This window comes from Cryobacterium breve (assembly GCF_027594785.1).
In the GTDB taxonomy this organism is placed as follows: Bacteria; Actinomycetota; Actinomycetes; order Actinomycetales; family Microbacteriaceae; genus Cryobacterium; species Cryobacterium breve_A.
Genome location: NZ_CP075584.1, coordinates 3,535,458 through 3,550,855 on the forward strand (window position 1 = coordinate 3,535,458; position 15,398 = coordinate 3,550,855).

Annotated in this window: 14 protein-coding genes and 1 pseudogene; 12 read left to right on the forward strand and 3 right to left on the reverse strand. The window is 68.6% G+C overall.

All coding sequences use genetic code 11. The annotated features are described in order from the left end of the window. Nucleotides 1-90 precede the first annotated feature (90 nt). From KIV56_RS17230 to KIV56_RS17265, 8 genes are all read left to right on the forward strand, one after another. Complete coding sequence (locus tag KIV56_RS17230; protein ID WP_281534372.1) at nt 91-393, forward strand: hypothetical protein; 303 nt, start codon at nt 91-93, stop codon at nt 391-393. Further along, nucleotides 393-1,376, forward strand: coding sequence for an FAD:protein FMN transferase (locus KIV56_RS17235; RefSeq protein ID WP_281534373.1), 984 nt, complete (start codon nt 393-395; stop codon nt 1,374-1,376). The genes KIV56_RS17230 and KIV56_RS17235 overlap by 1 nt, the downstream gene beginning before the upstream one ends. Then, nucleotides 1,373-1,930, forward strand: a complete 558-nt coding sequence (locus KIV56_RS17240) for a ferric reductase-like transmembrane domain-containing protein (protein ID WP_281534374.1) — start codon at nt 1,373-1,375, stop codon at nt 1,928-1,930. Before KIV56_RS17235 ends, KIV56_RS17240 begins: the two co-directional genes overlap by 4 nt. Further along, nucleotides 1,927-3,165, forward strand: coding sequence for an NADH-ubiquinone oxidoreductase-F iron-sulfur binding region domain-containing protein (locus KIV56_RS17245; RefSeq protein WP_281534375.1), 1,239 nt, complete (start codon nt 1,927-1,929; stop codon nt 3,163-3,165). Before KIV56_RS17240 ends, KIV56_RS17245 begins: the two co-directional genes overlap by 4 nt. Before the next feature lie 81 nt (nt 3,166-3,246). Next, nucleotides 3,247-3,432: a hypothetical protein gene (locus KIV56_RS17250; protein ID WP_281534376.1), complete on the forward strand. Its 186-nt coding sequence runs from the start codon at nt 3,247-3,249 to the stop codon at nt 3,430-3,432. Nucleotides 3,433-3,565: 133 nt separating this feature from the next. Further along, nucleotides 3,566-3,994 (forward strand): hypothetical protein, encoded by a 429-nt coding sequence (locus tag KIV56_RS17255; protein ID WP_281534377.1) that lies wholly within the window; start codon nt 3,566-3,568, stop codon nt 3,992-3,994. After that, the gene (locus tag KIV56_RS17260; RefSeq protein ID WP_281534378.1) at nt 3,988-5,244 is read left to right on the forward strand and encodes a zinc-binding dehydrogenase; all 1,257 of its coding nucleotides are present in this window, start codon (nt 3,988-3,990) and stop codon (nt 5,242-5,244) included. The genes KIV56_RS17255 and KIV56_RS17260 overlap by 7 nt, the downstream gene beginning before the upstream one ends. A 61-nt stretch (nt 5,245-5,305) precedes the next feature. After that, nucleotides 5,306-6,838 carry an amino acid permease gene (locus KIV56_RS17265; protein WP_281534379.1) on the forward strand — a complete coding sequence of 511 codons (1,533 nt, stop codon included), beginning with the start codon at nt 5,306-5,308 and terminating at the stop codon, nt 6,836-6,838. 162 nt (nt 6,839-7,000) lie between these two features. On the opposite strand, the gene KIV56_RS17270 is transcribed toward KIV56_RS17265, so the two are convergent. Genes KIV56_RS17270 through KIV56_RS17285 form a run of 3 tightly spaced genes read right to left on the reverse strand, consistent with a single transcriptional unit; the run spans nt 7,001 to nt 11,933 of the window. Further along, nucleotides 7,001-8,746, reverse strand: coding sequence for a glycoside hydrolase family 13 protein (locus KIV56_RS17270; RefSeq protein ID WP_281534380.1), 1,746 nt, complete (start codon nt 8,744-8,746; stop codon nt 7,001-7,003). Continuing rightward, entirely contained in the window at nt 8,743-10,599 is a 1,857-nt protein-coding gene (locus KIV56_RS20670; RefSeq protein ID WP_432432571.1) for an ABC transporter permease subunit, read from the reverse strand. Before KIV56_RS20670 ends, KIV56_RS17270 begins: the two co-directional genes overlap by 4 nt. A 2-nt stretch (nt 10,600-10,601) precedes the next feature. After that, nucleotides 10,602-11,933, reverse strand: a complete 1,332-nt coding sequence (locus KIV56_RS17285) for an ABC transporter substrate-binding protein (RefSeq protein WP_281534381.1) — start codon at nt 11,931-11,933, stop codon at nt 10,602-10,604. Between the two features lie 150 nt (nt 11,934-12,083). Here KIV56_RS17285 and KIV56_RS17290 point away from each other — a divergent pair, with 150 nt between their 5' ends. From KIV56_RS17290 to KIV56_RS17305, 4 genes and pseudogenes are all read left to right on the forward strand, one after another. After that, entirely contained in the window at nt 12,084-13,235 is a 1,152-nt protein-coding gene (locus tag KIV56_RS17290; protein ID WP_281534382.1) for an ROK family transcriptional regulator, read from the forward strand. Between the two features lie 283 nt (nt 13,236-13,518). Beyond that, nucleotides 13,519-13,668, forward strand: a pseudogene (locus tag KIV56_RS20675) (dihydroorotate dehydrogenase); the annotation flags it as partial. A 79-nt stretch (nt 13,669-13,747) separates the two neighbouring features. Beyond that, nucleotides 13,748-14,371, forward strand: a complete 624-nt coding sequence (locus KIV56_RS17300) for a nitronate monooxygenase (RefSeq protein ID WP_281534384.1) — start codon at nt 13,748-13,750, stop codon at nt 14,369-14,371. Continuing rightward, complete coding sequence (locus KIV56_RS17305) at nt 14,368-15,288, forward strand: dihydroorotate oxidase electron transfer subunit (RefSeq protein WP_281534385.1); 921 nt, start codon at nt 14,368-14,370, stop codon at nt 15,286-15,288. Before KIV56_RS17300 ends, KIV56_RS17305 begins: the two co-directional genes overlap by 4 nt. Nucleotides 15,289-15,398 lie beyond the last annotated feature (110 nt).

Below are 15,398 nucleotides of genomic sequence, written 5' to 3' on the forward strand. Positions count from 1 at the left end.
GCAGGATGTGCCTCCCTAACACCCTGTTCTCTCAGGGTGACCGCATAGGAAACCCATAGCGTCCGCTGTCACCGTAGTTAGTGTCAACGAATGAAGGGTGGCACTGCGATGAACGCTCACGAACGCGGTAAGAAGCTCAGCAAGATCGTCACCGGCACGATCGGACTCCTCGCGATCGTCGCCGCCTCTGCCCTCGGCCTGCACGACTGGGCCGACTCGCTCGCCACGCAGGACGCGTCCGCGACGACAACCAGCACGACCACGACGGGGAATTCCGGCACGACGTCCGGAAGCACCACGACCCAGGCGACGGAGGCTCCCGCTGCCCCCGCCGCCCCAAGAGTGTCCTCGGGCAACGGCACCAAGGTGCACGCCAAGACGAGCGGGTCCTGATGACCGCCGTCGCGACCGTCGCGACCGAAGACTGGACGCTCTGGAGCACGAGCGCCCGCCTCGTCGTGACCGACCCCGCGGTCCTCCCCGAGGCCCGCCGGATCGCCGACGCCGTGCTCGACGACATCGAACTCGCCTGCAGCCGGTTCCGCCCCGATGCAGAGGTCAGGGCCAAGGCCCCGCTCTTCCCGGCCGGCGCGCTCGTCAGCGACACCCTCGCCGACCTGATGCGCCTCGCCCTCGCCTCCGCGGCGGAGACCGACGGCGATGTCGACCCAACCCTCGGCAACGCCCTCGACGCAATCGGCTACGACCACGACATCCGCCTGATCCTCGACGACGGCGTTCCGGTGCGGGCGATCGCCTCACCCCGACCCGGCTGGGCGAGCGTGCGACTCGACGGCAATCGGCTGACCGTGCCCGCCCACCTCGGCATCGACCTCGGCGCGACCGCGAAGGCCGCCGCCGCCGACCGGGTGGCCGCCCGCATCGCCACCGAACTCGGCTGCGGCGTGCTCGTGAGCCTCGGCGGAGACATCGCGAGTGCTGGTCCCGCGCCCGCGGGTGGCTGGCAGGTGCTCGTGCAGGATGCCCCGCTCGACCCGAGCGCCCACGTGACCCTCGCCGAGGGCCTCGCGCTCGCGACCTCGAGCACGCAGAAGCGCCGCTGGACTAAGGCCGGCCGCCCCCAGCACCACATCCTCGACCCTGCCTCCGGGCTGCCGGCCGAACCCGTCTGGCGCAGCGTCACGGTCGCGGCCGAGACCTGTCACCGGGCCAACACGCTCAGCACCGCCGCGATCGTCCGCGGCCACAAGGCCGTCGCCTGGCTGCGCGAGCTCGGCGTTCCCGCCCGCCTCGTCGACGCCGACGGCATCGTCGTCGCCCTCGGCGGCTGGCCGGACGACGACCGATCAGACGCCCCGGAGGCCTCGGAAACCCCGGAGGCTGCCGACGCCGGCGCCGAAAGGCCGTTCCTGTGAACGAGGCGCTCTGGGCGCTCGGTCGCGGAACCGGGGTCGTCTCCCTCGCTCTCTTCACCGTGTCCGTCCTGCTCGGTATCCTGAACCGGTCCGGCAGGCCGCTCTTCACGTTGCCCCGCTTCTCGGTCGCCCTCGTGCACCGCAACGTGGCACTCCTCGCGACCGCGTTCCTCGCCATCCACCTGGTCACGCTGTTCGGAGATTCCTACGCCCAGCTCCGGCTCGTCGACTTCGTCGTGCCGTTCCTCGGCGCGGCCAAGCCCTTCTGGCTCGGTCTCGGCACCCTCGCCGTCGACCTGATGCTCGCGATCGTGATCACCGCACTCCTCCGCGGCGTCGTCGGTGTGCGGGTCTTCAAGGCCGTGCACTGGCTGACCTACCTGATGTGGCCCGTTGCGCTGCTGCACTCCATCGGCAACGGCACGGATGTCGGCCAGACCTGGTTCATCGCCTTCGCCGCGACCTGTTCGATCGCCGTCGTCGCCGCACTCGTCTGGCGCCTGAGCCGCGGTTTCGTCGAGTACGAGAACGTCAGAGTCGAGAGGACCTCGTGACCCGGGTAGCGGACACCCGGCTGTTCCCCGCCGTCCAGGCCCCGGTCGGCACTGCCCGGCTCACCGCCGCCCCTGCCGCGGACTACGCCACCCACCAGTCGACCTTCGGCCCGCTGCCCGCCCACGCGGATTCGGCGGCACTCCTCGCGGCTCTGCGCGAGTCCGGTCTCGAGGGCCGCGGCGGCGCCGGCTTCCCGGCGTGGCGCAAGCTCGCCGCTGTCCCTGCCCGCGAACGAGCCCGCCGCCGCCGCGTCGTCGTGATCGGCAATGCCGCGGAGGGCGAACCCCTCAGCCAGAAGGACGCGACCCTGCTACTCCGGTCGCCGCACCTCGTCATCGACGGGCTCCTCACCGTCGCCGGCGCCCTCGGCGCCCACTCCGTCTACCTCTACGCCCAGGCCTCCGTGCTCGAGTCCGCCACCCGCGCCCTCGCCGAGCGGGCGGATGCCTCCGCGATCGAACTGCGGGAAGCGGCCGACACCTTCATCTCGGGTGAGGCATCCGCCGTCGTCAACGCCCTCGCCGGCAGGGCGCCGATCCCACAGGATCGCACCATCCGGCTCACCGCGTCCGGCCTCGGCGGCCGGCCCACCCTGCTGCACAACGTCGAGACCCTCGCCCACATCGCACTGATCGCCCGATTCGGGTCCGCCTGGTTCCGCTCGGTGGGCACGAAGGGGGACCCGGGAACGCGACTCGTCACGGTCGGCAGCGACGGGCATCCGTCGACGGTGCTCGAGGTTGCCGGCGGATCCCGCATCGGCGACGTGCTGCGGTTCACCGGCGTCGACACCGGGAGCCTTTCCGCCGTGCTCGTCGGCGGTTACCACGGTGCCTGGCTGCCGGCGTACGCCCTCGAAGCGCGCCTCGACCGCGCGGACCTCGCCGGATTCGGAGCGAACCCGGGCGCGGGCATCCTGATGGGGCTGGGCGAACGGCGCTGCCCGATCACGGTCGCCGCCGCGGTCGCCACCTATCTCGCCGGCGAGACCGCCGGTCAGTGCGGCCCCTGCGTCAACGGGCTCCCGGCGATGGCCGCAGTGCTCGGGCGCCTCGCCCGCGGGGACCGCGACCCGAGCCTCCCGGGCGAGGTGCGCCGCCTCGCCGCCATCGTCACCGGTCGGGGCTCCTGCAACCACCCGGACGGAACCGCCCGGTTCGTGCTCAGCACGCTGACCGTCTTTGCCGACGACGTCAGTGCGCACCTGGACGGGCATTGCCGAAAGGACCACTGATGAACCTGCGCGCCCCAGAACCCCGCGGCGCGGGCACCCCCGCCACCCTGCTGCACATCGACTGGACCAGGTGCGACGGCCGTGGCCTCTGCACCGAGATCCTGCCTGAGCCTGCTCGCCCGCGACGAGTGGGGCTACCCGCTCGCCTACGGTTACGGCTCCGGGGGAGCAGGCTCGAACGTGCCGGTCCCGGACACCCTGCTCGCCGCGGCGACCGACGCCGTGTCCCTCTGTCCACGCCAGGCGCTCACCCTCGTCGACCGGTAGCTCCTCGCCCGGAGTCCGTTTCGACGAACGCGGCACGCAGTATGTAATTCATCCTTGACACGAAGTATGACTTTCTTTACATTGAGTCATGTCAGCTTTACTTCACACCGCTTCACTCTCGTCAAGGAGTCCGATGTCAGCCCTGGAAAAACGCGCCTGGATCAGGCTCGGCACCGCGATCGCCGCGTACACGACCTACCTCGTCCTCATCCTGATCCGGGATGACGGCATGCCGCTCGCCGAGGCGCCGTACGTGGCTGCGCTGCTCTGGACCATCGGCGGCGCCATCGTCGTGTCGATCGTGCTCGACATCCTGGTCTCGATCCTGTCGCCACGGGATGCCGGGCAGGCCGACCAGCGCGACCGCGAGATCGCCCGGTTCGGCGACACGGTCGGCCAGTCGTTCGTCGTGATCGGCGGCGTCGCCGCCCTCCTGATGGCCCTGCTGCAACTGCCGTACTTCTGGATCGCCAACGCGGTGTACCTCGCGTTCGTGCTCTCGGCGGTCCTCGGAGGCATCGCGCGGCTCGTCGCCTACCGGAGGGGCCTGCCCCAATGGTGAGGCCGGCGAAGTCAACGAACTCCGCGAAGCCGACCCGGGTCACCAACGACATGCGGCGGCTCCGCTTCGCCCACGGCGAGATGACCCAGGCCGACCTCGCCGACCGCACCGGCGTGACCCGCCAGACCATCATCGCCATCGAGCAGGGCCGCTATTCACCCTCGCTCGAGCCTGGCGTTCCTGATCGCCCACGCCTTCGGCGTACCGCTCGACGACGTGTTCCAGTACCCCACCCAACCGACCCCATCCGTGACCCCGTCAGGAGAAGAATCATGAAAGCCCTCGTCCAGAATCGGTACGGTTCCGCAGACGTCATGCACCTCGAGGACATCGAAGAACCGGAGGTCGGAGCCGACGAGGTGCTCGTCCGGGTCCAGGCTGCCGGGATCGACGCCGGCGTCTGGCACCTGATGGCCGGGCGCCCGTACCTGCTCCGGCTGTTCGGTTTCGGGCTCCGGGCCCCGCGGCTCCGGGTGCGCGGGCGGGATGTCGCGGGCACGGTCGCTGCCGTCGGTGCTCACGTCACCAGGTTCCGGGTCGGCGACGAGGTGTTCGGCACGTCGCTCACCGGATCCTTCGCCGAGTACACCCGGGTCCCGGCCGACCGGCTCGCCCCGAAGCCGGCGAATCTCGGGTTCGCCCAGGCCGCGGCCGTGCCCGTCTCGGCGTGCGCAGCCCTGCACGCGCTCCGCGACGCCGGGAAACTCGAGGCGGGCCAGCGGGTCCTCGTGATCGGCGCAGGCGGCGGAGTGGGGACCTTCGCCGTCCAGCTCGCCACGGCGCTCGGCGCAACCGTCACCGGGGTCTGCAGCACCGGCAAGGTCGACCTCGTCCGGTCGCTCGGCGCCGCCCAGGTGATCGACTACACCCGCGACGACTTCGCGGACGGCCGGAACACCTGGGACCTGATCCTCGACATCGCCGGAAACCCCACCCTGGCCCGGCTCCGCCGGGCCCTCACCCCGACCGGCACGCTCGTCATCGTCGGAGGGGAGGGCGGTGGAGCCGTCTTCGGCGGGATCGACCGCCAGTTGCGCGCCCTCCTGCTCTCCGCCTTCGTGAAGCAGACCCTGCGCGGGGTCGTCTCCGCAGAGGGTGCCGACGACCTCGAGACCCTCGGGACACTGCTCGAGGCCGGCAGCATCCGGCCCGTGATCGACCGCACGTTCTCCCTCGCGGAGGCGGCGGACGGCATCCGCTACCAGCACGCCGGACAGGCGCGCGGGAAGGTCGTCGTCACCGTTCCGTGAGACCCGGACAGGGGGAGCCGTAGGCTGGGCAGGCACCCAACGAAACGGATATCTCCCAGCTATGAGCATTTGGCGCACCAAAAGCATTGAGGCCTCGATGGCCGACTCCCTCGAAAAGGGCCACAACCTCAAGCGCACCCTCGGCACCTGGGACCTCATGGTCATGGGTGTCGCCGTGGCCGTCGGCGCCGGGATCTTCTCGGTCGGGGCGAAGGCGGCCGGCAGCTATGCGGGCCCGTCGGTGACGCTCGCGTTCCTGCTCGCCGCCCTCACCTGCGCCCTCGCGATCATGTGTTACGCGGAGTTCGCATCGGCCGTTCCGGTCGCCGGCTCGGCATACACCTTCACCTACGCGACCCTCGGCGAGCTCCTCGCCTGGATCATCGGCTGGGACCTGATCCTCGAGATGCTCACCGCGGCGGCCGTGATCGCGAAGTACTGGGGCATCTACCTCTCGAGCGTCTTCGACCTGCTGCACTGGAACGTCCCGGCGACCATCAACATCCTCGGCCTCGACGTGAGCTGGGGCGCCTTCGTCATCGTCGCGATCTTCACGACCCTGCTCGTGCTCGGCACGAAGCTCTCCGCCCGGGTCGCGAGCGTCTTCACGATCCTCAAGGTCGCGATCGTGCTCTTCGTCATCGTCGCAGGCGCGTTCTTCATCAACCCGGCGAACTACTCGCCGTTCATCCCCGCCGCTGTCCCGACGACCGGCGGAGACGGCGACGTATGGATGCAGTCCCTCTTCTCCTTCATGACGGGTGCGCACCCGGCCCAGTACGGCCTCTTCGGCCTGCTCGCGGGCGCCTCCCTCGTGTTCTTCGCGTTCATCGGCTTCGATGTCGTCGCCACGAGCGCCGAGGAAGTCAAGAACCCGCAGAAGACCCTGCCGCGCGGGATCTTCGCCGGGCTCGCGATCGTCACCGTGCTCTACCTCGGCGTCAGCCTCGTGCTGACCGGGATGGTGCCGTACACGGTTCTCGCCCAGGACCCGAACGCCTCCCTCGCCACCGCGTTCGTCGCCGTCGGCGCCGGCTGGGCCGCCGAGGTCATCTCGGTCGGCATCCTGATCGGCCTGACGACCGTGATCATGGTGCTGCTCCTCGGGCTGTCCCGGGTGCTCTTCGCGATGAGCCGCGACGGCCTGCTGCCCCGCGGCCTCAGCGTCACGTCGGCGAAGCGCGGCACGCCGGCGCGCGTGCAGATCATCGCGGGTACGGCGGTCGCGCTGATCGCCGGTCTCACCAACGTGGGCGTCCTCGAGGAAATGATCAATATCGGCACGCTCTCGGCGTTCGTGCTCGTGAGCATCGCCGTCATCGTGCTGCGGAAGAAGCGGCCAGACCTCAAGCGCGCCTTCAAGGTGCCGCTCTCCCCGTTCCTGCCGATCCTCTCCGCCGTGCTGTGCTTCTGGCTGATGCTCAACCTCACGACCCTGACCTGGGTGCGGTTCGCCGTCTGGCTCCTGATCGGCCTCGCCGTGTACTTCGCCTACGGGCGCCGCCACTCCGTGGTCGGCATCGAAGCCAAGCGCGTCTTCGACGAGACCGTGCGCACCGAGGCCGCCCGCGAGGAGAACTCCCTCCGCGACTGACCCCTCCCGCGACGAACCCTTTCCGCCGCCACTCCCTCCCGCGAGAGTACGAATTCGGCCCTCTCCGTGCGGCTGAAGGGGCCATATTCGTACTCTCGCGGGCTGGCGCGGGCTGGCGCGGGCCTGCGCGGGCCTGCGCGGGCCGGCCCGGGGGCAAGACTCCTAGGGGAGGCGGTAGAGGGTCGCCTCCCAGGGACGGAGGGACGCACCGGGGGACTGGCGCGGGTAGTTGCCGAGGACGCGCTCGGCGTTCGCGAGCAGGCCGGCGACCGCAGCGGGCAGCGGCGCGGCGAGCGGGGCATCCGCCGCGTTGGCCACAACGAGCAGGGTCTCGCCGCCCAGCGAACGGGTGAAGGCGTAGAGCTGTTCGTGGTCTGGCTCGAGGAGGCTGAAGTCGCCGAGGGCGACGACCGGGCTCTCGTGCCTGAGCCGGATGAGCGCCTGGTAGAACCGGAACACGCTCCGCTCGCCCGAACGGTCGGCGGCGACGTTGATCCCGGTGTGGTTCGGGTTGACCGCGAGCCAGGGCGTCCCCGTCGTGAAACCCGAATTCGGCGTCGCATCCCACTGCATGGGGGTGCGGGCGTTGTCGCGGCCCATCGCGTGCACTCCGGCCAGAACGGATGCCGGGGCCAGGTCGAACTCCTCGACCGCCTCCCGATAGTGGTTGAGCGACTCGATGTCGCGGTAGTCGGCGATCGAGTCGAACCGCACGTTCGTCATCCCGATCTCCTCACCCTGGTAGATGTACGGGGTGCCGCGTTGCAGGTGCAGCACGAGCGCCCAGAGGGTGGCCGACTCGTAGCGGTAGGTGGTGTCGTTGCCGAACCGGGAGACGAGCCTCGGCTGGTCGTGGTTGTTGAGGTAGAGGCTGTTCCACCCGGTCTCCGCGAGGTCGGTCTGCCAGTGCGCGAGGTTCTGCTTGAGCGCGGGCAGGTTACGAGGGCGGACGTCGAATTTGGTGTCCCCGTGGTCGAGCCCGACGTGCTCGAACTGGAAGATCATGTCGACCTCGCCGCGGGCCGGGTCCGTGAACAGCACGGCATCGGCCGTGGAGACCCCCGGCATTTCACCGACGGTCAGGTGGTCACCGGGGCGGCCGGCGAACACGGCGGCGTGCATCTCCTGCAGGTACGCGTGAATCTGGGGGCCCATCGGTGAGCCGCCGTCCGTTGCCGGCATCGGTCCGTCGATCAGTTCCGTGCGCTTGGCGATGAAGTTGATCACGTCCATCCGAAAGCCGTCGACGCCACGGTCGAGCCATCGGTTCATCATCGCGTACACCGCGGCGCGGACATCGGGGTTTTCCCAGTTGAGGTCGGGCTGCTGCTTCGCGAACAGGTGCAGGTAGTACTCGCCCGTCGTGTCGTCGAGGGTCCATGCCGGTCCGCTGAACGCGCTCCGCCAGCCGTTCGGCACTCCGCCGTCCGCGTGCGGCGCTCGCCACCAGTACCAGTCCCGCTTCGGGTTCGTCAGGTTGCTCTTGGACTCGACGAACCACGGGTGTTCGTCGCTCGTGTGGTTGACCACGAGGTCCATCACGATCTTGATCCCGCGGTCGTGCGCCTCGGCGAGGAGCAGGTCGAATTCCGCGAGGTCGCCGAACACGGGGTCGATGTCCTCGTAGTCCTTGATGTCGTAGCCGTTGTCGTGTTGCGGAGAGGGGTACACCGGGGACAGCCAGAGGGCATCGATCCCGAGCTCGGCCAGGTAGTCGAGGCGGCCGCGGATGCCGGCGAGGTCGCCGATCCCGTCACCGTCGGCATCCGCGAAGCTGCGCGGATAGACCTGGTACACAACGCCGGACGTCCACCAGGGGGCCGCGGTCCCGGCGTCGGCCGGGGAGGCGCCCGACGATGTGCCGGGGGACTCGATCAGGGGTGTGGCTGTTTCGGTGATTTCGGTCATTTGATGGATCCTCTCATCACGCCGGAGATGACCCAGCGCTGGGCGAAAATGTACACGATCAGCAGGGGCGCCATGGCCATCAGGTAGGAGGCGAATGCTGCCGAGTAGTTGGTGTTGAACTGTCCCTGGAACACGAACTGGGACAACTGGAGTGTGCGCGCGGCCGGATCGGACAGGACGACAAGGGGAAGGATGAAGTCGTTCCAGGCCCACACGCAGGTGAGGATGCCGACCGTCGCGTTCATCGGAGTCAGCAGCGGGAAGATGATCTGCCAGAAGACGCGCCAGGTGCTCGCACCGTCCGTGTACGCGGCCTCTTCGAGTTCGATTGGGATCGACTTGATGAAGGCGACATAGATGAAGACATTCAGGGAGAGACCGAAGACCGCGTACAGCAGGATGAGGCCCACCTGGTTGTCGAGGCCGAAGAGGGCCGTCTCCTTCACGACGGGGAGCATGATGATCGGGAACGGAATGAAGATCGCAGAGAGCAGGTAGAAGTATGCGCCCTTGAAGAACGGCTTGTGCATGTTCCGCGCGATCGCATAGGCCACGAGGGAGTTCGTCATCAGGGTGAGGACGACGGCGCCGACCGTGATGAAGGCGGTGTTCATGAGCGCCTGCGGGAACTTGGTCAGCGTCCAGGCATCGACGAAGTTCTGCCAGTGGAAGCTGGTCGGCAGTTCGAATCCGGTGCCGGTGAGCTGGTCGGGTGTCTTCAGGGCGGTGATGATCGCGAAGTACAGCGGAACCAGCACGGTGATGGAACAGACGGCGATGAGGGCCGTCGCCCACCAGTTGATTCTCGGGCGGTCGCCCGCCCGGCGCCGGGGAGCGCTGTTTCGGCGGTGCGCGGAGCGTGCACTCGTGGGAGCGGGGCCGACAGCCGGAGTGTCGAGTGTTGAGGTAGTCATGAGAAGTCGGCCTCCTTGCGCTGAAGAACTCGGAACTGCAGGAATGAGACGACCAGGATCACGATCACGAAGATGACCGCGTTCGCGGACTGGTACGCGAACTCGCCGCCCTGGAAACCGCCCCGGAAGATCAGAAGGGTGATCGACTCCGTCGAGGTGCCCGGGCCGCCCTTGGTGAGGGCGACGATCGGGTCGAAGACCTGCAGGAATCCCTTGAGACTGAGCACCATGTTGATCGTGAAGAAAGCGCTGATCAGCGGGAAGGTGATCGAACGGAACTGACGTCCCGGTGTCGCGCCGTCGAGGGCGGATGCTTCGTAGAGCCTCCTGGGGAATGGTCTGGAGCCCGGCCAGGTAGAGGATGATCGCGAAGGCGCACGACTGCCAGACCGCGAGGGCCACGATGGCCGTCCAGGCCCAGTCCGGGCTGGTCAGGATGTTGTCGCGGAACACCGGGATGTTCGAGGCGATGGTGGGAAGTGCGTTCGCGAAGAAGTACTGGAACACGTAGCCGACGACGAGGATCGAGAGCACGTAGGGGATGAAGAAGATCCCCCGGAATGTGGACTGGAGTGCGATCTTCGCGTTCAGCCCGACCGCAATCGCGAGTGAGATCACATTGGTGAGGATCGTGGCGACAATGGCGAAGCCGAAGCTGAAGCCGTAGGCCTTCAGCACCCGGTCATCCTGGAACAGGGCCAGGAAGTTGGTGAACCCCACGAAGTCCCAGGCTCCGAAACCCGCATAGTTGGTGAAGCTGAAGAAGACGCCGATCAGCACGGGGACCGTGTGCAGCAGGGCGAAGATGGCCAGTGCCGGGACCACCATCCAGTAGAAGGCGCGTGGCGTGGCCCTTGCTATGCCGCGCCGTCGCGGCCGGGCGGGTGAGATCGGAGTGGTTCGCTCCGGCGTGGGCCGGGTCAGGACGTGAGTGGGCATCGTTAATCTCCGCTTCGTGTCGACGGGGTGCGTGCCGCAACCTTGCGCCAGTCGTTGTCGAGGGTGGCCAGCGCACCTGCGCTGTCCTTGTCGGTCAGGAATTGCTGGACAATCGGGCCGAGCGGGATGCTCGCCGGAATCTGGTGATCGATGAATCCGACGATCTGCCCCGTCGTGAAGTAGGGCTGCAACTCGGCCAGTGCCGGGTTAGCGTTGGGGGCTGCATCGCGCGCCCCGGAGAACATGTTCTGCGAGGCCGCGAACTTCTCCACCGTCTCCTTCTGCAGCAGGAAGTCGACGAATCTCTTCGACTCGGCATAGTGCGGGGTGTCGCGCCCGATGGTGATTGCGACGTCGACTCCCGAGACGAGGCGGATATCCTCGGGGTTGTCGGTGACCGGGTATGGGAAGCTGCCGACGTTGATGTCGGGGTTGTTGGCGAGGATCGGGGCGAGCGCCCAGATGCCTTGCATCAGCATGGCCGACTCGCCGTGAGCAAAGGCCAGGTTCCCGTCCGCGTAGCTTTTGCCGAGGTAGCCGGGCTGTGCGTAGGAGTACAGCTTGGCGAGCTTGGCGAAGGTCTCCGGGTAGTTCTTCTCGAACGACACGGCCGAGGAAGCGCCGACATCCGCTCCTTGCTTGCGCAGGTCAGGAAAGAAGTCCTTGCCACCGAGCTGGGCGCCGATTCCGTTGAGGGAGACCTGAGCCGTCCACGCGTCGGCCAGTGTGCCGTAGAAGGGTGTGATCCCGGCCGCGGTGAGCTTGTCGGCCGCAGCGATCAGCTCGTCCCAGGTGGTGGGGACGGCGATGCCCTGGGCGGCGAAGATGTCCCGGTTGTAGAGCACACCGTTTGCATTGCTCACCATTCCGAGTGCGTTGACCTCCGTGCCCTTGTTGGTGCCGAGCGCGGCGAGGATCTTCTGCACGGCGGGATTGATGCCCGCGAGCAGGGGGTCGCCGGTGAAATCGTGGAACACGCCCGCTCGGGCGAGCTGGCCGAGGTTGCCCGAGCCGCCCAGGCTCAGTACGTCGGGAACCTTGTTCTTGACCAACAGGGTGCGGATGGCCGTATCGGGGTCAGGGACCGAATTCTGCACGACGTGGATGTCGGGGTTCGCCGCTTCGAACTCGGCGATGATCGTATCGAAGTCGCCGATGGCCTCGGCCTTGAACTGGAAGAAATCGAGGGTGACCACGCCGGTCGTGGCCGGCGCGCATCCGCTCAGGGTGCCGAGGCCGAGCGCGCCCAGGGCGACAACCGACACCAGCCGCCGGAGCCTGTGTCGTCGCTGCGCTCGCCGGGGTGGTCGCTGGTACGTCGTTGTATCCGTCATTGCCGTCTCCTTGTGTCTAGATTCTTTCTACTCCGAAAAGAATCAAGGTGTCAAGTCGGCATTCATGGAATGAATATGGGCTCATCGCTCACGTTCTCGCGGTGTTTATGTCAAAATGGAAGAAATACAGGGAGTGTGCACGATATGAAAATGTCCAGGGACTCCGGGGCTGCAACGCTCTCGAGTAGCTCGGCCAGGGATCTCGCGCGTGCTGTCCTGATCCACGGACCGATCTCCCGCGGCGACCTGGGCCGCAGGCTGGGACTTTCCCCTGCAAGCCTCACGCGCCTGAGTAAGCCGTTCCTCGACCGCGGGCTGTTCGTGGAGGGCAGCGAGGATCACGACGGTACCGTCGGGCGCCCGGCGCGACCTCTCGACGTGCGCGTGGACGCGAGCCGGTTCATCGGCGTGAAGGTCACGGGCGAGGGGATATTCGGGGTGCTCACCGACCTGAGAGCCAACGAACTCTCCGCCGCGGCTCGGCCGCTCGGCGAGCACTCCGTTGCGCACGTCGTGGCGCAGATCGCAGCGGTCGTGCACGAACTCGGGGGACCGGAGGGCATTTCCGGGGTCGGGGTCTGCATCGGCGGCAATGTGACCGGGTCGCGCATCGTCACCCGGGCCCCGTTCCTCGGCTGGAGGGACGTGGACCTTGCGGGTGAGCTCGAGGTCGTAGTGGGAGTGCCCGTCTCCGTCGAGAACGATGTCGTCGCGCTCACGTCCGCAGAGCAGTGGTTCGGCGCCGGGCGGGGAACGCCGACGTTCGCCGTACTCACGATCGGTGTGGGCGTCGGATACGGCCTCGTCGTCAACGACCAGGTCATCGTGACCGCCGACAGTGGCCTCGGGCTCGGCGGACACATCCCGCTCGACGCGACGGGTCCGCTGTGTCCGGACGGTCACCGCGGCTGCTCCCGGGCCATGCTGACGAGTTCCAGCGTCTGCGCGCAGCTCGGCATCGCTCTGGGCCGGGAAGTCGGGTACGACGAGGTCCTGGACCTCGCGGCTCACGGCAATCGTGCGGCGATGTCCGTCATCGGCGCGACCGGACGGGCCCTCGGCCGGATGATTGCCGTCATCGCGAACATCGCCATGCTCGACACGATCGTGCTGTCGGGGGAGGGGATCGGCCTGTGGGATCTCGTCTCCGACGAGATCCGCGCTGCCGCGCGTGCGGACCGGGACCCCGACGCTACTGAACTCCGCATCGTCGTCGATGACTCCGGGCTTTCGGCGTGGGCTCGCGGAGCCGCGGGAGTCGCCATCCAGCAATCTCTCGGGCGTCTGACGTCCGCGGGCTGAGCCCGGGTCCTGCCGAGAGGGCGACGGCGCACCCGTGGGCCGGGCGGCAGGACGGTGCGCGTATTCCGGTTGCGTGATTTGAACATCCGTTCGGGCGCACGCGATAATTGGACCGCGTAACGGGACAGTATTCCCGCCCGCGGACCCGAAGGCAGGCCACTTGAGCGAGACCCCGCGGCCGACGACGGATGCCCGCCGCACCTTCTTCGCCGCCCGCCCGACCGCAGGCGCCACCTTAGACCTCGGCGTCAGCATCGGCGGTCTGCGCCTCCGGAACCCGGTCATGCCCGCCTCCGGGTGTTTCGGACCCGCCCTCGGCCGGCTCATCCCCGTCGACGAGCTCGGGGCCGTCGTGACGAAGACCGTCTTCGGCGTGCCGCGCGGCGGCAACCCCGCACACCGGCTCACCGAGATCCGGGCCGGCATGGTCAACAGCGTCGGCATCCCGAGCCGCGGCGCCGCCGGCTACCTCGCCGAGCCTGCACCCGCACTACGCCGCCCTCGGACCGCCCGTGATCATCAGCGTCGGCGCGCACCGACCGAATGGCTACGCCCCCGTTGTGCGCGACCTCGGCACGGCGGGCGACGCCTTCGAACTCAACGTCTCCTGCCCCAACCTCGACCGCGACGGCACCGACATCGGCTCGGACCCGGACGCCATCGAGGCCGCCGTTGCCGCGGTGCGGCTCGAGACCGACAAGCCGCTCATCGTCAAGCTCCCGGTCCTCGCCTCCTCGATCGCCGAGTGCGCCCAGGCAGCCCAGGCCGCCGGCGCGGATGCCGTCTGCGTCGCCAACTCGATCCCGGCCCTTCCGCTCGAGGCGTATACCCGCGCCCCCGCGATCGGCAACGTCATCGGCGGCCTGTCCGGGCCCTCGATCCGTCCCATCGTGCTCCGGCTGGTCTGGCTCGCCGCACGCTCCGTCGACATCCCCGTGATCGCATGCGGCGGCATCGAGACCGCGGACGACGCCCTCGACTACTTCTCGGTCGGCGCCTCCGCCGTGCAGGTCGGCACCGCAAGCTTCGCCCGCCCGTTCGCGATGGTCGAGATCGTGCGCACCCTGCAACAGTGCTGCACGGACGACCGGGTCACCGGCATCCGCGATCTCATCGACCTCTGGAGAGCCCAATGAGCCCGATGAAGACCCCGCCGACCGCCGCAGAGACCCGGGCGGCGCTCGCCAGGCAGGCCGCCTTCGCCGCAGCGGATGCCGCAGCGCTCGACGGCCTGTTGTCCGTGCGCCCGGCCGAGGCAGGGCCCCGCCCCGAGCCGATCTGGGACGAGGCGACCGTCGTCAATCACGAGGTCGTGCGCGAACGCTACCGCCGGCTCACTCTGTCCTGCGGCACGATCGCGGCGACGGCGCTCGCCGGGCAGTTCCTGATGATCACAGTCCCACCGCACGGCGGAGAGCGGATCCTGCTTCCGCGTCCGATGGCGATCCACCGCCGGAACCCGGAGCGAGGCACGATCGAGGTCATCTACGGCGTCGCCGGCCGCGGCACGACCGCGCTCGCCGCCGTCAAACCGGGACAGCGGCTCCTCGTGACCGGGCCGCTCGGCCGCGGCTTCGAATTCCCGTCCGGAACCCGGCGGGCCCTGATGATCGGCCGTGGTGTCGGCGTGTGCGCCGTGATGGGTTCGGTCGAGGATGCGGCGACCCGCGGCATCCATGCGACCCTCGTCGCGAGCGGACGCACCAGGGGGAGCCTCATCGGCTCCGCCGAATGCGCCGAACTCGGTGCGCGCTTCATCCCGGTCACCGACGAGGAGGGCACCGCCGACCTTCCTACACTCGGCGCTCTGCTGCGCCGTGAATTCGCCGCCGGTCCGCCCGACGTCGTCTTCGTCTGCGGCGCCGGCGTGCTCACCCGGCTCGCCGCCGAACTCGGCGCCGAGTGGGACGTGCCCGTGCAGGCGTCCCTCGAGGCGCACATGGCCTGCGGGCTCGGCTACTGCCACGGATGCGCGGCGCCGGTCCGCACGGACCCCGCCGTCGAGGGTCCCCTCGTCTGCGTCGACGGCCCCGTCTTCGACGCCGCCGTCTAGAACGTTTCCGATGCTCCCGCGGAGCGCGTCACCGGCGTTGAGTTGCGGAGAAGACACCCTCCCGTCGCCCGTGACGGTGTTTTCTCCGCAACTCAACCGGTGACGTGCCC

Bases quoted from the DNA above. Each gene is read 5' to 3' on its own strand.
- KIV56_RS17305 (WP_281534385.1), top strand. From the start codon at position 14,368: ATGAGCCCGATGAAGACCCCGCCGACCGCCGCAGAGACCCGGGCGGCG.
- KIV56_RS17265 (WP_281534379.1), top strand. From the start codon at position 5,306: ATGAGCATTTGGCGCACCAAAAGCATTGAGGCCTCGATGGCCGACTCC.
- KIV56_RS17290 (WP_281534382.1), top strand. From the start codon at position 12,084: ATGTCCAGGGACTCCGGGGCTGCAACGCTCTCGAGTAGCTCGGCCAGG.
- KIV56_RS20670 (WP_432432571.1), bottom strand. From the start codon at position 10,599: ATGCCCACTCACGTCCTGACCCGGCCCACGCCGGAGCGAACCACTCCG.
- KIV56_RS17270 (WP_281534380.1), bottom strand. From the start codon at position 8,746: ATGACCGAAATCACCGAAACAGCCACACCCCTGATCGAGTCCCCCGGC.
- KIV56_RS17230 (WP_281534372.1), top strand. From the start codon at position 91: ATGAAGGGTGGCACTGCGATGAACGCTCACGAACGCGGTAAGAAGCTC.
- KIV56_RS17260 (WP_281534378.1), top strand. From the start codon at position 3,988: ATGGTGAGGCCGGCGAAGTCAACGAACTCCGCGAAGCCGACCCGGGTC.
- KIV56_RS17235 (WP_281534373.1), top strand. From the start codon at position 393: ATGACCGCCGTCGCGACCGTCGCGACCGAAGACTGGACGCTCTGGAGC.
- KIV56_RS17255 (WP_281534377.1), top strand. From the start codon at position 3,566: ATGTCAGCCCTGGAAAAACGCGCCTGGATCAGGCTCGGCACCGCGATC.
- KIV56_RS17285 (WP_281534381.1), bottom strand. From the start codon at position 11,933: ATGACGGATACAACGACGTACCAGCGACCACCCCGGCGAGCGCAGCGA.